The following is a 14,172-nucleotide window of genomic DNA, read 5'->3' on the forward strand; positions in this document are numbered from 1 at the left end:
TGAATTGGTGATCACGCCGAAAGTTCTCTTTCTTCCCGGCAGTGTGCTCCCGGCTCAGCTCGCCTACGGGAGCCTGCTGGCCGAGTTGGGTCGCGACGTCGACGCTGTAGCGAAAGAGCTGGAGGTCTACTCAGGGGCCCACCCGCCAACCGACTACTCCCTCGACAACGAAGTCGATGGCGTGCTGCGGGAGGCGGACGGCCGCGGCTGGGACAGGTTCCATCTCGTCGGCTACTCCGGTGGTGGTGCGTCAGCTCTCGCCTTCACCGCACGATTCCCCGACCGGCTACTCAGCCTCGCCCTGCTAGAACCGGCCTGGGCGGGTAATTGGGTTGACATCAGTGATGCACACCGTGCATTCTGGGCGACAATCGCCACGCTCGACGCTGTGCCGCCCGGTGAATTCATGAGCGCCTTCATGCGACTCAACGTGCGCCCCGAGGTCGAGCTTTCCCCGCCGCCCGCCGGCGATCCTCCGCCATGGATGGCGCTGCGCCCTGCGGGCATGCGGGCATTCATCACGACGTTCGGCACGTACGATCTGGACCGTGACGCACTGCGCCGGTTCTCTCGGCCGGTCTACTTCGCCCTCGGTGGGTTGAGCAATCCCGACGAATACGGCGAGATCGCCGAGCGGCTGGCCACAGTGTTCGCAGATTTCACCCTGGAGGTCTTCGAAGACCGCCATCATTTCGATCCGCCGCACCGTGCAGAGCCAGAGCGATTGGCCCGCTCCCTGCGCACGCTCTGGGCCCGTGGCACAACTGCTGTGTAATTCCGCCGCGGGTCACTCTGTGTCGCGATCGAGCGTACGGCGGTCCCGGGCGGCGATGCGGTCAAGTTCCGCACCGATCCCGATGTCAACGACCACGAGCCTCCCGACGAAATCAGAAGCCGGCGCTCTCAGCAGCCCGGCCTTGCACCCGCCGAATGTCACGGTCAGGGTGGCGGGCAGCACGGTCGAATCGGGCACGTCTCCTCGATCGGGGTCGATCCCGCTCGGGATGTCGACGGCCACCACCGCCGGTCCGCCGCCGTGCACCAGCGGGAGAAGGGCCGCAACGAGCGAGCGCGCTCGGCCGCGGAGCGCCGGATTTTCGCTGGTGCCGGTGCCTAGAATTCCATCGAGGATCACGTCGGCGCCGGTCGCTGCAGCGACCACCGCGCTGGTGAGTTCTTCCGCTGAATCGCTGAGCGACAGCAGGCGCGCCCCGGCGCCACGTGCGGCGGCGAGACCGGATTCGTGCATTCGAGTCGCGGTCGGGACGATTGTCACGAGTGCTCCGCGCGCGGCAAGGAGGGCGCCGGCATGAAGTGCGTCGCCGCCGTTGTCCCCCGCGCCGGCCAACACCATGATCCGTGCTCCGGCGATGAGACCATCGGCTGGAACAGCAGCGCCGGGGGCCGGATCAACGACGGACTGTCGCCGCTCACGGAGCAACGCGGCGGTCTCATCAGCGAGTGCCGCCGATGCCCGGGCCATCAGCGGCACACCGGCCGCCAACGCCGGCGCCTCGGCTTCCCGCACCTGCGCAGCCGTGTACGTCTTCACCTCGCCACACTACGCCGATGACGGGACATCGCTGCCAATCGCCGCTGTCGTGGTCAAATAGGTTCTGATGATCACTCCTGCCGCACCTCAGCCCAGCTCCGTCTACTCCCCCGACGGCGTCAAGCTGGCGACCTATGAGTTCGGCGATCCCACCGACCCGACGATTGTCGCGGTGCACGGATTCGCTTCGAGCGCTCTCCTCAATTGGCATGCAACGGGATGGACCCGCGACCTCACTCGGGCCGGCTATCACGTGATCGCCATCGACCAGCGTGGGCACGGCGCGAGCGACAAGCCGCACGATCCCGCGGCGTACACGATGGAGTTACTTGTCGCCGACGTGCTGCAGGTTCTCGACGCCTACCTTCTCGACGAAGTCAGCTACGCCGGCTACTCGCTCGGTGCCCGCGTCGGCTGGCAGTCCGCCCGGGAGCATCCCGATCGCATCACCCGGGCCCTGCTCGGCGGGATTCCCGACGGCGATCCGCTCAAGCGGTTTCAGGTTGAGGATGCCCGGGCGCACATCGAGAACGGCACCGATCTGACCGACCGGCTCACCGGTGCCTATCTCACGATGGCCCGATCGGTTCCGGGGAACGACCTCGAAGCGCTCGTCGCCCTGGTCGAGGGCCTGCGTGACGGACCTCAGCCGCAGGCGGACAATGCGCCGGCGCAGCCCGTTCTGTTTGCGACCGGGAGCGAGGATGCGATCCTGGCCGCGTCACGCACTCTCGCCGAGGCCACGCCGAACGGCGCATTCTTCGAGATTCCGGGTCGCAATCATTTCAACGCGCCGACCTCGCGGGCATTCCGGGATGCCGGCGTCGCGTTCTTCAACGCGGGCCGCTGACCGTCACGATCATCGATGCACGAAGTGCGGCTGACGCTTCTCGGTGAAGGCACGCATGCCTTCTTTCTGATCCTCGGTGGCGAAGCTGGAGAAGAAGAGCCGGCGCTCAAACTGCACTCCGGTCGTCAGCGGCAGGGCGAAGGCCGCGTTCACGGCTTCTTTGGCCATGATGGCCACCGGCTTAGACATCCCGGCGATCGTTTCGGCCGCTGACATGGCCTCGCGCAGAAGATCGCTGGTCGGAACGACCCGGGCGACGAGCCCGGACCGCTCGGCTTCGGCCGCAGCCATGGTGCGACCGGTCAGCACCATGTCCATGGCCTTGGCCTTGCCGATCGCCCGCGTCAAGCGTTGCGAACCGCCCATCCCCGGAATCACGCCGAGCGTGATCTCCGGCTGTCCGAACTGGGCATTGTCGCCGGCAATGATGAAATCACAGAGCAGGGCGAGCTCGCAGCCGCCGCCGAACGCGTAGCCCGCCACGGCCGCGATGAGGGGCGTGCGCACCCGGGCGAGGTCATCCCAGGCCGAAAACCACTCGGCCCGGTACATCTCGCTCACCGACTTCTCGGCCATCTCCTTGATGTCGGCACCGGCAGCGAACACGCGCTCCGACCCGGTGATGACAATCGCGCCGATCCCCGCATCCGCGTCGAAGTCCTGCGCGGCGGCCAGCACCTCGCGGCTCAGTGCGTCGTTGAGTGCGTTGAGGGCCCGGGGCCGGTTCAGTGTGATGATGCCGACCCGACCCTGCCGGGTCACAAGGATTGTCTCGTTCTCTGTCACTGTTTCCCCCTCGAATCGGTCTTCGTCAGGTCGCTGTTCGTCCGAATCTCTTCGATGATTGCCGAGAAGTCTCTGGCCCCACCCGGGCCGTCGGCGAACAGACGGTAGATTTCTGCGGCCCGGCCGCCGAGCTCGGCGACGACCCCGGTCGATTCCAATGCCTGGGCGGCCAGGCCGAGGTCTTTGGCCATCAACGCTCCGGCAAAACCCGGCAGATAGTCCCGGTTCGCGGGGCTCGTCGGTACCGGCCCCGGAACCGGGCAGTTGGTCGTCAACGCCCAGCACTGACCGGATGCGTGAGCTGCGACATCGAACAGCGCCTGGTTGGTGAGGCCGAGCGCTTCGCCGAGCACGAATGCCTCGCTCACGGCGATCATCGACACCCCGAGGATCATGTTGTTGCACACCTTGGCCGCTTGACCGGCGCCCGGCCCGCCACAGTGCACGATCCGCGAGCCCATCACCTGCAGGATTTCTTCGGCCGCCGCGAAATCGTCGGCCTCCCCGCCGACCATGATGGTCAGTGTTCCGGCCTCAGCCCCCACGACCCCGCCGGAGACCGGTGCGTCAACACCGCGGTGCCCCGCGGCGCGCAGCAGCTCGTGGGCGGCCCGGGCGTCGTCGACGGCGATGGTCGACGATTCAATGAACAGGGTGCCCGGCTGTGCTGCGGCGATGAGCCCGTCGTCGAGGTAGGCGGCGCGAACATGTTCTCCGGCGGGCAGCATCGTGATTACCACGTTGGCTGTTGCCGCTGCCTCGGCCGCCGATTCCACCACCTGCACGCCGTCGGCGCGCGCTTGCGTCAGGGCGGCGGGAACCAGGTCGAACCCTCGAACTGCATACCCCGCTTTCACCAGGTTCGCTGCCATCGGTCCGCCCATGTGGCCGAGCCCGATGAAGGCGATTGTTTCGTTTGTCATGCTGCGCTCCCCTGCATCGTTGACGCCCGTGTCCCTACTCGTCGGCCAGAATCCGGCCGACGATCAGACGCATGATCTCGTTGCTTCCCTCGAGGATCTGGTGAACGCGAAGGTCCCGCATGATCTTCTCCAGGCCGTATTCCGCCAAGTATCCGTAGCCGCCGTGCAGCTGGATGGCGCTGTTGGCGACGGTGAAACCGGCATCCGTCGCGACCCGCTTGGCCATCGCGCAGAGCTTGACCGCGTCGGGCGCGTTGCGGTCGAGTGCATCCGCTGCCCGCCAGAGCAGGGCCCGGGCCGCCTGCAACTCGGTCTCCATGTCGGCAAGCTGAAAGAGCACGGTCTGCTGCTCGATCAGCGGCCCGCCGAACGCCGTGCGTTGCTTCAGATAAGTGATGGAACTGGTGAGCGCGGCCTGCCCTCCGCCGAGCGAACAGGCGCCGATGTTGAGGCGTCCGCCGTTCAGTCCCTTCATCGCAATGCCGAACCCGCTGCCTTCCTCGCCCAACCGGTTGGTGAGCGGCACACGCACATTATCGAAGATCACCGAGCGCGTCGGTTGGGCGTTCCAGCCCATCTTCTTCTCGTTGGCGCCGAACGACAGACCGTCGACTCCAGCGGGAACCACGATGGCGGTGATGCCACGGCTGCCGGTGTCGGCGGTGCGCGCCATGACAACGTAGATGCCGGATGCTCCGGCGCCCGAGGTGAACTGTTTGGCGCCGTTGATCACGTAGTCGTCACCGTCGCGCACGGCCCTCGTGGTCAGTGCTCCGGCGTCGGAACCCACCCCCGGCTCGGTCAGGCAATAGCTGGCCAACATCTCCATGCTGGCCAAAGCCGGTACCCATTCGGCCCGTTGCTCATCGTTTCCGAACTCGTCGATCATCCAGACCACCATGTTGTGGATGGAGATGTAGGCGGCGATTGTCGGGTCGGCCTTGGCCAACTCCTCAAAGATCAAAACGGTGTCGAGCCGAGAGAGACCCGACCCGCCGAACCGCTCCTCCGCGTAGATTCCGCCCATTCCGAGCGCTCCGGCTTCGCGAAGCACGTCGACCGGAAAATGTTTGGTCTGGTCCCATTCGATGGCGTGCGGGGCGATCGCCACGGAGGCGAAGTCGCGCACCATGTCAACGAGTGCCTGCTGCTCTTCGGTGAGTTCGAACATGGCTGCCCGGTCAGCGCGTCAACGTCGTCGGGCCGACGTGCGCATCCAGCCAGGTGGTCAGGGGCCGGGCTTCGTGCAAGAAACTGACCACGTGCTCCTTCGCTTCTGCCGTCTGGAGCCAGTCACCGGTGCCCCACTCCGTCCACGCCGCGAGGTCTTTGTTCTTCAAGAGATCGGCGCGTGGGTGCTCTTTCGGGTAGCCACGGGGAACGGTTTTGAGTGCGTCGCGCACGGTGACCTCGATGCCACGCTCCTCGACCGCGGCAATGCTGTCCCGCAGGCTCTCCCCGGTCCGCTCGTCGGCCACGGCCCGCCGGTAGCGTTCCAGCTGGTCAGGAGCGAGCCGATGGTATCCGGCGCCGGCGGCCAAGCCGCGCGCCGACAACTGAACGTAGCCCCCGCTCGGCAGCGTCGCGCCGATCGCCGTCTTATAGAGGGTCTTGTCTGCGCTGAAGCGCACGTCTCGGTAGGGCCGAAACACACGACCGGGACCGAACTCCTCGGCGAGCTCGTCGAGAAGTTCGGTCATCGGCTGCAGCACCTGCTGCTCGTACACCTCGTGGTGGGCGAGCCAGTAGGCCTTGGAATTGTCGAGTTCCAGGCCCCGGTAGAAGTCAAGTGCTGCGAGCGGCCAGCCGTCAAAGGTCATGACCAGAGGGTATGCCCGGCCCGCGCCGGGCGGCAAGCGTTTTGGTTAGTACCAGCCCGCTGACTCCGAGTGGTCCCAGGCAGCGCAGGGGTTGCTGTAGCGACCCGCGATGTAGCCGAGACCCCAGGTGATCTGGGTGGCCGGGTTGGTCGCCCAGTCGGCACCGGCCGTTGCCATCTTGCTGCCCGGCAAGGCCTGCGGGATACCCGTGGCACCGCTCGACGCGTTGTACGCGTTCACGTTCCAGCCCGATTCCCGGTCCCACAGGCTGACGAGGCAGCCGAACTGGTCGTCTCCCCAGCCGTACTGGGACGCCATCAGGTCGCGGGCGATGGCCTGGGCACCGCTCGGGTCGGTCGGTGCTGCGGGCCGGGACGACGCGGCCGGCGCCTTCGGGGCAGCGGCTTCAGCGGCAGCCTCGGCGGCGGCCTGTGCAGCGGCAGCTTCGGCGGCAGCCTGTGCCTCGGCAGCGGCCTGCGCCGCGGCGGCAGCGGTGGCCTGCTCGGCGGCGACCCGGTCGGCCTCGACCGTCGCGGCCTGAACTGTTGCCGTCTGAGTCTTGGTCACGGTGGCCAGATCAGTGATCGTCGCGGGTTCAGCGATCAGGGTCGCACGACTCAGCGCGGTGACCGAGGTCGCCAGCGTCGTGGCGTCGGTCTTGCCCTGTGCGGCGGCAATCACGGTGTTTGCGCCGGAGACCGTGGACTTGGCGGTCCAGACGGCGTGGGCGCGCAGAACGCGATCGGCCAGTTCGGCCTCGGACTGACGGGTCTCGGCTGCCGAAGCAGCACTCTCGTTCTGAGCGGCGACCGCTGACTGCACGACGAAACCGGTGCCGACGAGGGCTCCGACTGCGACGACCGCTCCGGCCATCAGCACCCGCTGGCGGTTGCGACCGCGGCGTCGGCGCCTCTGCTCAACGCGGGTACCACCCGAGTCGGAGTCGAGATCTGTGGAATTGGAGAACGAGGAGAACAAAGAACGAAGTGGGTTTGGCATGACTTTCACAAAGTGAATCGCTCAGGCGCGACGCCAGAGCGACTCTTGATCGACAATCCACGGGCGGGGGTCCGCCCGGGCGAAGTTGCCAGTATGCAGACGTGATCTGCACAAGTCCTGCCGGTTTCCTGGCAAAGTCATCAGAACTGAGGATTGGTCGCGCTCACACCGGCTGCAGCAGAAACAGTCGCACCGTGCGCCCTGAATCCCGCTCATAGCCCCGGTATCCGGGCCACTGCCGTTCGATCTTGTGCCACGCGGCATCGACTTCGGGCGGGGTCAATCGCCGGGCCTGCACGTTCGTGCGTTTGCCGCGCACGCTGATTGCGGCATCCGGATGTGCCATCAGGTTGTAGGTCCAGGCCGGATGCCCCGCGCGGGCGAAACTCGTTCCGGCGACGATCGCCCGACCGTGACCGTCGGGGGTGTACATCAGCATGGTGTCGCGTTCGATGCCGGAATGGGCGCCGATCGAGTGCAAGACAAGTGAGGGAACGAGCAGACCGCTCAGTTGTACGCGGCCACCGCTCATCCATTTCAGTACGCGTTCGGCCGGGGGCAGCACGCGGGGACCCAGCCAGCGGAACAGGCGCGTGCGCGTGAGCGGGGCGATGAGTGAACGCACAAGCTGCAGGGCGGTGGGCATGCGCCTATTCTGCTCGTGCTCGGCGGCTCGCGTCGAGATCTGTGCGGGGGCTAACTCCGGTAATCCTTCGCAGATCGCGCCCGAACAGCCTGTTTCGGACGAATCTGACGGGGATTACCGGAGTTAGCCACACACCACCGAGGAGGGAGGGGATGACTGCGTGCGCTGGCTAGGCGACGGCAGACTCCGGCACCGGCGTATCTGCCGGCGAGGAGAGCGGCGTGATGTAGGAGTAGCCCGTCGCGTTGTTCTTCGTCATCGACAGCACGAGCTCCATGTGCGGCTCCAGCGCAGTGACCTTGTCGAGCGGCGCCCCGATGATAAGCTGGAAACCCAGCCCCTTCCAGGCCGCGACGGCCCGGCCCGCGAACTCGGAGTCCGACTTCACGAACCCTTCGTCCAGGAAGACCGGGGCGAAGCGCGGGCGCGTGCGACTCTCGTCGCCGAGCTGGAACCGCAGTGCGGCCCCGACCACGAATGCCACGAGCTCCTGCGATTCGCCACCGCTCTTGCCGCCGAGCGAGGAGTAGGTGCTCACCTCGACCCCGTCGGGTGTCATGCGCACCGCGGTGATCTCGACATGCTTGCGCACATCGAGCAGCAGATCGCGCGGCGACTCCCCCTTCGAAGCACCATCGGGCTTTCGGATCAGCCCCATGAACGCCTGCAGGCGTCGGAAACGGCTTTCGACCTCGTCGTCGTTGAGTTCGTCGGTCGCGCCCGACGAGAGCGCCTTGAGCTCCTTGCGGAACGCCGACGAGTCATCCCGGTGCAGGCGACGCAGCGAGATCTTCAACCGGTCGCGACCCGCACCGAACGGCAGGGTGGCCAGAATCTCGTTGATCGGACGCAGCCGGTCTTCGATCTCCTCGATCGCGGTGGCGAAGGCCACAGTCAGCGGCACGAGGTCTTGCCCGCTCCACTCGGAGAGGCGACGCTTCCACTCCTGCCGACGTTCGTGCAGACCGAGGGTGTGCACCGCGTCGAGAATGTCGAGGTAGCTCGTGTACGACTCGATCGACACCCCGACGTTCGGGTCTGGCCAGCGGTTCTGGAACGTCACGAAGATGGCCACCAGGGTGTCGTGCGCGCTCTCCGCGTTGCGTCGGTCCTGCTGCGACTGCTCGGTGAGGCGCTCACGCAGCCGGCGAAGGCTCGCGGCGAAGCCGTCGAGATCGTGGGTGTCGCCGACCGCGGCGAACTGGGCGTCGAGGTGCTCGACGTGTTCGTCGGCCAACGTGACAGCCTGTTCGCGCTCGATCCGGTCGAGCAGATCGTTGACTTCGTCGTTGCGGTCGACGATGGATGCCTGTGAGGCGGCCAGCGACGCTGCCTCGAGATCGGTCACGTGCCTGAGTTTCTGTGCGTTCTCGAGCTCGGCGACGAGACGTTCTTCCTCGTCTTTCAGCCCGCGCAGAATGTCGCTGTTGGCGAGCACCCGCTCGAGTTCGGCCTTCTTCTCGGCCACACGTGCCTCGGCCGCATCCACGTCGATCGAGAGCCACACGGTGTCGAGCACGAACTGGTGTGCTTCCTTCTGTGTGCGCAGCTCCCCGATGCTGGCGCCGACCGCGGCAGCACGACCGGCGATGGCTGTCGCCTTCTCGGCCAGCACATCCAGCTCGGCCGAGAGCTCCCCCAGCCGCGCGACACTGGAGAACCCGATGATGGGTTTCTGGTCGGCGTTGAAACCGTGGGCGCCGCGCTTGCCGTTGCGCGTTTGTCCGCTCTGGGTGACGCGCGGGCCGTCGCCGGCCAGCTCGGACGGGCCCGACACACAGAGCGCGTCCAGGTGCGCTGCGCTCACCCGATCCTGAACCCAGCCGCTGAACGGCGACGGTTTGAAAACGAGCTTGCCCGAGACGTAGCGCGGGTCGCCGGCCCTGTCCTGGTGCGGGGCCAGGGCCACCCCTTCGAACTGAATCCGCACCGGGATGCGCAGCGGCTCAATGGCGGCGCTGAGGGCACCGAGGCGCGTTTCGTCGACGAGCATGACCCGGGCGACGGATGCGAGCGTCACCTCGGCCGCGCGCCGCCAGGCATCCTCCCCGGGGGCCAGGTCGATCAGCTCAGCCACGAAGGGCAGCTCCTCGATCGGCAGGCCGGCGGCCTCGGCGATCAGAACCCGGGCGGCGTGCAGGTGCTGCGGAACCAGGCTCTCGCGCCCGGTGAGGAACGTCTTCTCCTGCTTGAGCGTGCGAATCTGCTCTTCGAGCGGGTAGGACTCCTTGTGGAGCGCCGTGCGACGCGCCTCCAACTCGGCGTCGGCGGCAGCGAATCCGGCCAGAAAGCTCTCCGCGTCGGCGCGCGCAGCCATGAAACCGTCGGCCGAGTTCACCTCGGAATCGAGCACGGCGATGCGTTCGGCGAACCTGCTGTGCTCGTCCTGCACGGTGTCACGCTGGGTGGCGAGCGTGTCGACATCGCTCTGCAGCCCGGCCAGCACATCGCCGCCGTTCTCCCGCTGCTGACGCTGCACACCGGTGACCCGCGACTTGAGGTCGCTTTCCGCGTCGCGAGCGGCGCTCAGCGCGGCCTGGTTTTCGCGGCGTGCCGCCCGGTTGGCGTCCTCGGCCTGCTCCAGCAGGCGCTGCTCCGTCGTCAGGCTCCAGAGCACAAACGGGGTGTCCCCGCTGCGATTCACGCCGAAGGTGTCGACCATCGCCGCTTGGGCGCTCGAGGTCTCCCATTCGGAGTGCAACTCGGGCAGACGCTCCAGCACCGCGGCCTTCTGCGCTTCGGTGAGCATTGCCCCGTAAGAGCGCTCGAGATCTTCGAAGTGGGCCACGGCCTTGTCGGCGGCGGCGAAGGTCGTCGGCTCTTCGAGCACCATCGACTTGTAGAGGCCGTCGACGGTCTTCACCTGCTGTCCGGCCTGAATGCGGGCGAGCAGGCGCAGCGCCTTGCCGCCTTCACCGTTGGCGCCGATGCCGAGGCGCGTGTACAGGGTTTGCGCGAACGCGGCGTAGGTGTCGAACACCTCCAGATCGGTGAACCGGTTCTTCAGCGCGCGCTTCTCGAACCGGGACTCGACGACGTCGGCCAGCTCACGCAGGTCGAGGGCGCCGTCACGGGTCGCCATCTTCATGCTGATGTCACCGAATTTGTTGCCCCCGCGCGGCAGGAAGTAGGTGCGCAGCACGGTGAACCGGCGCTGGTTGTCGTCGATGAAGGTCATCGCCACTCCGCCCCAGGTGGCGGAGTCCGCGCCGCGCAGAACCTGGTCGTGCATCTCGCCGGTCTGCGCCTCACGAGTGGAGTCGGTCTTGCCCTTGAGATAGGTCATCAGGTTGCGCTGGTCACTCGAGCGCGCCCGCCCGGAACCGGCGTCGTTGGACGCACCGTTGAACGGGGTGTCTGAGGGCATCAGAAGCGCGAGGTAGGCATCCATCAGGCTGCTCTTGCCGGTTCCGGATGCGCCGGAGATCAGCGTGGCCGTCGGGGCGATCGCCACTTCGTGGTGCCCGTGGAAGCCACCCCAGTTGACCATCTGGAACGACTCGGCACGCCACTGGGTCGTGCCCTCTGTCGCGCCATCCATGTGAAAGAGAGGGGAATCGGTCATTTGATCGGCTCCAGTTCAGGCTCGGTCGGAGCGGTCAGATCGTCGATGTCGGTGAAGCCGTCGTTGTCGGCGCCATTCTGCTCGACCAGCCAGTCGAGAAGCTCCCGCAACCGTTCGACCGGAAGAAGCACCTCGATCACGGGCGAGATGCGAAACCGGTCGGGGTCGCTCGTCTTGGCGAGCACCCGCGACTTGACGAGGCTGTCGACAGCGGCCGAGGCACGACGGGCATCGCCGGAGCGGTCGGTCGCGTACTCGGGCCGGAAGTGCGCCACATTGTCCAGCAGATTGTCGCGGTCGACGATCACGATGTCGTGGCCGTTCGCGCGTTCGCTGCGGAACCTCTGGCGGAGCAGCACGAGCAGGATCGTCTCTTCGCGGGTGTACGAGACGTCGTGCAGCAAGGTGGGGAACCGTTCGCCGCCCTCGGCCACGGCCTGGCGCTTGAACGCGACTTCGTAGTGCCGGTCGACGTGCAGGTCGAGAAAGAGGTCGTTGAGGCGGCCCTTGAGCAGGCGCTCGGAGGCGAGCAGGGTGCGCCACTCCGACGGGTAGAGCGCCGCGGACAGATAGCGGTGCTTCAGCAGCAGCACGAGCGTGCGGCGCTGCGCCGGGGTCAGCCCGCCCTCATCGCCTTCGAAGAGCGAGAAGCTCTCCGACTCGGCGCGGGTCGCGTCGTCGGTCGGTGTCTCGTCGGTTTGTGTCTCGTCGGTCGGGGCGTCGGTCATCGCGTCTTTGTCGAAACGGTCGTCGGTCGGCTCATCAGTCATGATCAGATCCATAGCTCAGAGCGGCCAGGGCCGCGGTGTCGTCGGTGTTCAGGGTGAGACGCGGAACCGAGAAGCTGCGGCTCGTGCCATCGGGCCGGACGGTTTCAAACCGCTCGACCTCGTTCGCGTGGAGTCCGTCGCCCAGCTGGGTGGCCATTTGCAGCAGTCCCAGAATCTCAACCGGACGGCGTAGCCCCTCGTCGAGGTCGTTGAAGGCTTCACCGAGGGAAGCCGCGTCGCCGGCGCCGAAAGCGCTCACGAGCGCATCCCGCATCTCTTCCAGCTGAGGCCCACCCTGCTGGCGCATCGCATCGAGACTCAGCGGCTCGGGCGCATCGTCGGACACGTCGTCGAGTGGTGGTGGCGGCAGGTGGGTTTCCGGATCGTAGAACTTCTCGCGCAAGTGCTCGACGTCGAGTGCGCCGGGCATGAGTTCCGCGGTGACGACGGAGCGGGGGCCCGACGTCTTCATCCAGGAGAACAGCTCCTTGTTGATGTCGCGCAGCAGCCGCTCGAGTTCGCGGTCCTTGACCACATCGTGGTTGACGATGTGCTCCCGCAGAGTGGTCGTCAGGCCGTTGCGCTGGGTCAGCACGTTGTCGATGCCGGTGCGGATCAGGCTCACTGTCGCCATGAAACTGCGCCGTTCGGTCTGACTCAATTCCAGGGCGAACGGGTGCAGGATGATCGTCTCGAGGTCGCTCTTCAGGTCGAGCAGCAGCGCGTCGTTGCGGAGCAGCGCGAACGCCCCCTCGAAGGCGCGCCCCTCAGCGGTCGACGACATCAAGGCATCCGTCTTCGACAGGTACTCGTCGAGCACCTCGCTGATCGGGCGTTCCTCGCTGCGGAAGTCGTTGACGATCTGACGGTGCATACCGGCCACCGACTCTTCGACCCGCTTGAAGTCGCTGGGCAGTTGGGCGATGAGGTCGACCAGGTCGACGTAGCCCTCGTGCATTTGATCGACCGAGGCGGCGGCGATCTCACCGCCGGCGGCGAGACGATCGCGCTCGCTGATTTTCTCGGCAATGTCCTGGTCGAGGCGACGGATGCGCTCCTCGCGGTCGGGATTGGCCTGCGTGGCACGGTGACGCACGGCGTCGACGATCGTGGTCAGGCGTGATTCGCTGATCAGGGCGCGATCGCGGGACATCCCGTCGACGAGAAGCATCGCCTCGAGCGCGTGCGAGGTGAGCGAGTACTGCTCTTCGCCGGCGTCATCGGTTTCGCGGTAGAGCCAGAGGTCGTTCATCCACTGCACGCAGAGCGCCCGCCCGTTCTTGCCGGGCGGCACTTCGGTGCCGACGGTGCGCAGATCGGCCAGGTAGGCGTCGACCTGGGTGTGCAGCAGATCGGCGGGGATGCTGCGACGGTCACGACTGAACGACGATTTGAAGACGGCGAGCACGAACGGCGCCCACTTGCGATCCAACAGGCGCAGGGTGGGTTTGTCGAAGGCCTCACGCACGCGCGCCAATTCGCCCGCAATTTCACTCACTCTTCATGCACCTCTTTCGACCTCATCAACCGTAGCTTGCCGGGTGCGTGAGGCAGGTATTGGCGCACACGGGATTTGCTGTGATTCGACGTGGCATCCGCCCAGGTACGACTATGGAGCCATGGATTTTCAAGACGTGGTGCGCCACCGGCGAATGGTGCGTCGTTACAGCTCGCAGCCCGTCGATGGGGCCGCCGTCGACCGGATGCTGCGAAACGCAGTGCGGGCACCCAACGCCGGGTTCACCCAGGGCTGGGCGTTTCTGGTTCTTGACACGCCTCGGGATGTCGCACGGTTCTGGAGTTCGACGACGCCTCCTACTCAGGCGGGAACCTCGAATCGTTGGCTCGCCGGCATGCAGACCGCGCCAGTCGTGATCGTTCCGATGTCGTCGAAGGCCGCGTATGTGAGCCGCTATGCCCAGGACGACAAAGGCCGGTCAGAGAAGGGCTGGTTGGAAAACGTGGAACCGCGCGGGGCGGTGCCGTACTGGCATGTCGATGCGGGAATGGCGTCGCTGCTGATATTGCAAACGGCGGTGGACGAAGGACTGGGCGGATGCTTCTTCGGGGTGCCGCCGGCACGCATCGACGCGTTTCGGGCCGAGTTCGGCGTGCCGGAGGACTACTCTCCCGTCGGCGCGATCACCATCGGTCACCCGGAATCGCCCGGCGCGACGACCGGCTCCCCCACCCGTCGCGCCCGTAAACACCTCGACGAGGTAGTGCATCGGGGCGACTGGCGGGGCTGAGTTGGCGACCGG

At 66.5% G+C, this 14,172-nt stretch carries 13 protein-coding genes; 3 read left to right on the plus strand and 10 right to left on the minus strand.

Going from position 1 to position 14,172, the window contains the following annotated elements; genetic code table 11:
* Window positions 1-7: 7 nt before the first annotated feature.
* Window positions 8-775, plus strand: coding sequence for an alpha/beta fold hydrolase (locus AC1DCF_RS09900; protein WP_477210844.1), 768 nt, complete (start codon window positions 8-10; stop codon window positions 773-775).
* A gap of 12 nt (window positions 776-787) precedes the next feature.
* On the opposite strand, the gene AC1DCF_RS09905 is transcribed toward AC1DCF_RS09900, so the two are convergent.
* The gene (locus AC1DCF_RS09905) at window positions 788-1,552 is read right to left on the minus strand and encodes an NAD(P)H-hydrate epimerase (RefSeq protein ID WP_477210845.1); all 765 of its coding nucleotides are present in this window, start codon (window positions 1,550-1,552) and stop codon (window positions 788-790) included.
* Between the two features lie 67 nt (window positions 1,553-1,619).
* On the opposite strand from AC1DCF_RS09905, the gene AC1DCF_RS09910 reads away from it, so the two are divergent.
* Window positions 1,620-2,402, plus strand: coding sequence for an alpha/beta fold hydrolase (locus AC1DCF_RS09910; RefSeq protein ID WP_477210846.1), 783 nt, complete (start codon window positions 1,620-1,622; stop codon window positions 2,400-2,402).
* Between the two features lie 9 nt (window positions 2,403-2,411).
* Here the strand turns inward: AC1DCF_RS09910 and AC1DCF_RS09915 are convergent, their stop codons facing one another.
* From AC1DCF_RS09915 to AC1DCF_RS09955, 9 genes are all read right to left on the minus strand, one after another.
* On the minus strand, window positions 2,412-3,188 hold the full coding sequence (locus AC1DCF_RS09915) for an enoyl-CoA hydratase (protein WP_477210847.1): 777 nt from the start codon (window positions 3,186-3,188) through the stop codon (window positions 2,412-2,414).
* Complete coding sequence (gene mmsB, locus AC1DCF_RS09920) at window positions 3,185-4,111, minus strand: 3-hydroxyisobutyrate dehydrogenase (protein ID WP_477210848.1); 927 nt, start codon at window positions 4,109-4,111, stop codon at window positions 3,185-3,187. The genes AC1DCF_RS09915 and mmsB overlap by 4 nt, the downstream gene beginning before the upstream one ends.
* 34 nt (window positions 4,112-4,145) lie before the next feature.
* A complete protein-coding gene (locus AC1DCF_RS09925; RefSeq protein ID WP_477210849.1) occupies window positions 4,146-5,282 on the minus strand; it encodes an acyl-CoA dehydrogenase family protein in 1,137 nt (378 codons plus the stop codon).
* 10 nt (window positions 5,283-5,292) lie between these two features.
* A complete protein-coding gene (locus AC1DCF_RS09930) occupies window positions 5,293-5,931 on the minus strand; it encodes a DUF2461 domain-containing protein (protein ID WP_477210850.1) in 639 nt (212 codons plus the stop codon).
* Window positions 5,932-5,976: 45 nt separating this feature from the next.
* Entirely contained in the window at window positions 5,977-6,930 is a 954-nt protein-coding gene (locus AC1DCF_RS09935; protein WP_477210851.1) for an aggregation-promoting factor C-terminal-like domain-containing protein, read from the minus strand.
* Between the two features lie 163 nt (window positions 6,931-7,093).
* Window positions 7,094-7,576, minus strand: coding sequence for a nitroreductase family deazaflavin-dependent oxidoreductase (locus tag AC1DCF_RS09940; RefSeq protein ID WP_477210852.1), 483 nt, complete (start codon window positions 7,574-7,576; stop codon window positions 7,094-7,096).
* A gap of 169 nt (window positions 7,577-7,745) precedes the next feature.
* On the minus strand, window positions 7,746-11,141 hold the full coding sequence (locus AC1DCF_RS09945) for an ATP-binding protein (protein WP_477210853.1): 3,396 nt from the start codon (window positions 11,139-11,141) through the stop codon (window positions 7,746-7,748).
* The gene (locus AC1DCF_RS09950; protein WP_477210854.1) at window positions 11,138-11,911 is read right to left on the minus strand and encodes a DUF4194 domain-containing protein; all 774 of its coding nucleotides are present in this window, start codon (window positions 11,909-11,911) and stop codon (window positions 11,138-11,140) included. Before AC1DCF_RS09950 ends, AC1DCF_RS09945 begins: the two co-directional genes overlap by 4 nt.
* Window positions 11,904-13,409, minus strand: a complete 1,506-nt coding sequence (locus AC1DCF_RS09955) for a DUF3375 domain-containing protein (protein ID WP_477210855.1) — start codon at window positions 13,407-13,409, stop codon at window positions 11,904-11,906. The genes AC1DCF_RS09950 and AC1DCF_RS09955 overlap by 8 nt, the downstream gene beginning before the upstream one ends.
* A 121-nt stretch (window positions 13,410-13,530) precedes the next feature.
* Here AC1DCF_RS09955 and AC1DCF_RS09960 point away from each other — a divergent pair, with 121 nt between their 5' ends.
* Complete coding sequence (locus AC1DCF_RS09960; RefSeq protein WP_477210856.1) at window positions 13,531-14,160, plus strand: nitroreductase family protein; 630 nt, start codon at window positions 13,531-13,533, stop codon at window positions 14,158-14,160.
* The last annotated feature ends 12 nt before the right edge of the window (window positions 14,161-14,172 follow it).

Source organism: Leifsonia sp. 10L418 (genome assembly GCF_056395445.1).

What these genes read in the sequence shown, in the direction of transcription:
- AC1DCF_RS09960 (WP_477210856.1), top strand. Translation starts at nt 13,531, where the DNA reads ATGGATTTTCAAGACGTGGTGCGCCACCGGCGAATGGTGCGTCGTTAC.
- AC1DCF_RS09935 (WP_477210851.1), bottom strand. Translation starts at nt 6,930, where the DNA reads ATGCCAAACCCACTTCGTTCTTTGTTCTCCTCGTTCTCCAATTCCACA.
- AC1DCF_RS09930 (WP_477210850.1), bottom strand. Translation starts at nt 5,931, where the DNA reads ATGACCTTTGACGGCTGGCCGCTCGCAGCACTTGACTTCTACCGGGGC.
- AC1DCF_RS09945 (WP_477210853.1), bottom strand. Translation starts at nt 11,141, where the DNA reads ATGACCGATTCCCCTCTCTTTCACATGGATGGCGCGACAGAGGGCACG.
- mmsB (WP_477210848.1), bottom strand. Translation starts at nt 4,111, where the DNA reads ATGACAAACGAAACAATCGCCTTCATCGGGCTCGGCCACATGGGCGGA.
- AC1DCF_RS09940 (WP_477210852.1), bottom strand. Translation starts at nt 7,576, where the DNA reads ATGCCCACCGCCCTGCAGCTTGTGCGTTCACTCATCGCCCCGCTCACG.
- AC1DCF_RS09925 (WP_477210849.1), bottom strand. Translation starts at nt 5,282, where the DNA reads ATGTTCGAACTCACCGAAGAGCAGCAGGCACTCGTTGACATGGTGCGC.
- AC1DCF_RS09950 (WP_477210854.1), bottom strand. Translation starts at nt 11,911, where the DNA reads ATGACTGATGAGCCGACCGACGACCGTTTCGACAAAGACGCGATGACC.
- AC1DCF_RS09910 (WP_477210846.1), top strand. Translation starts at nt 1,620, where the DNA reads ATGATCACTCCTGCCGCACCTCAGCCCAGCTCCGTCTACTCCCCCGAC.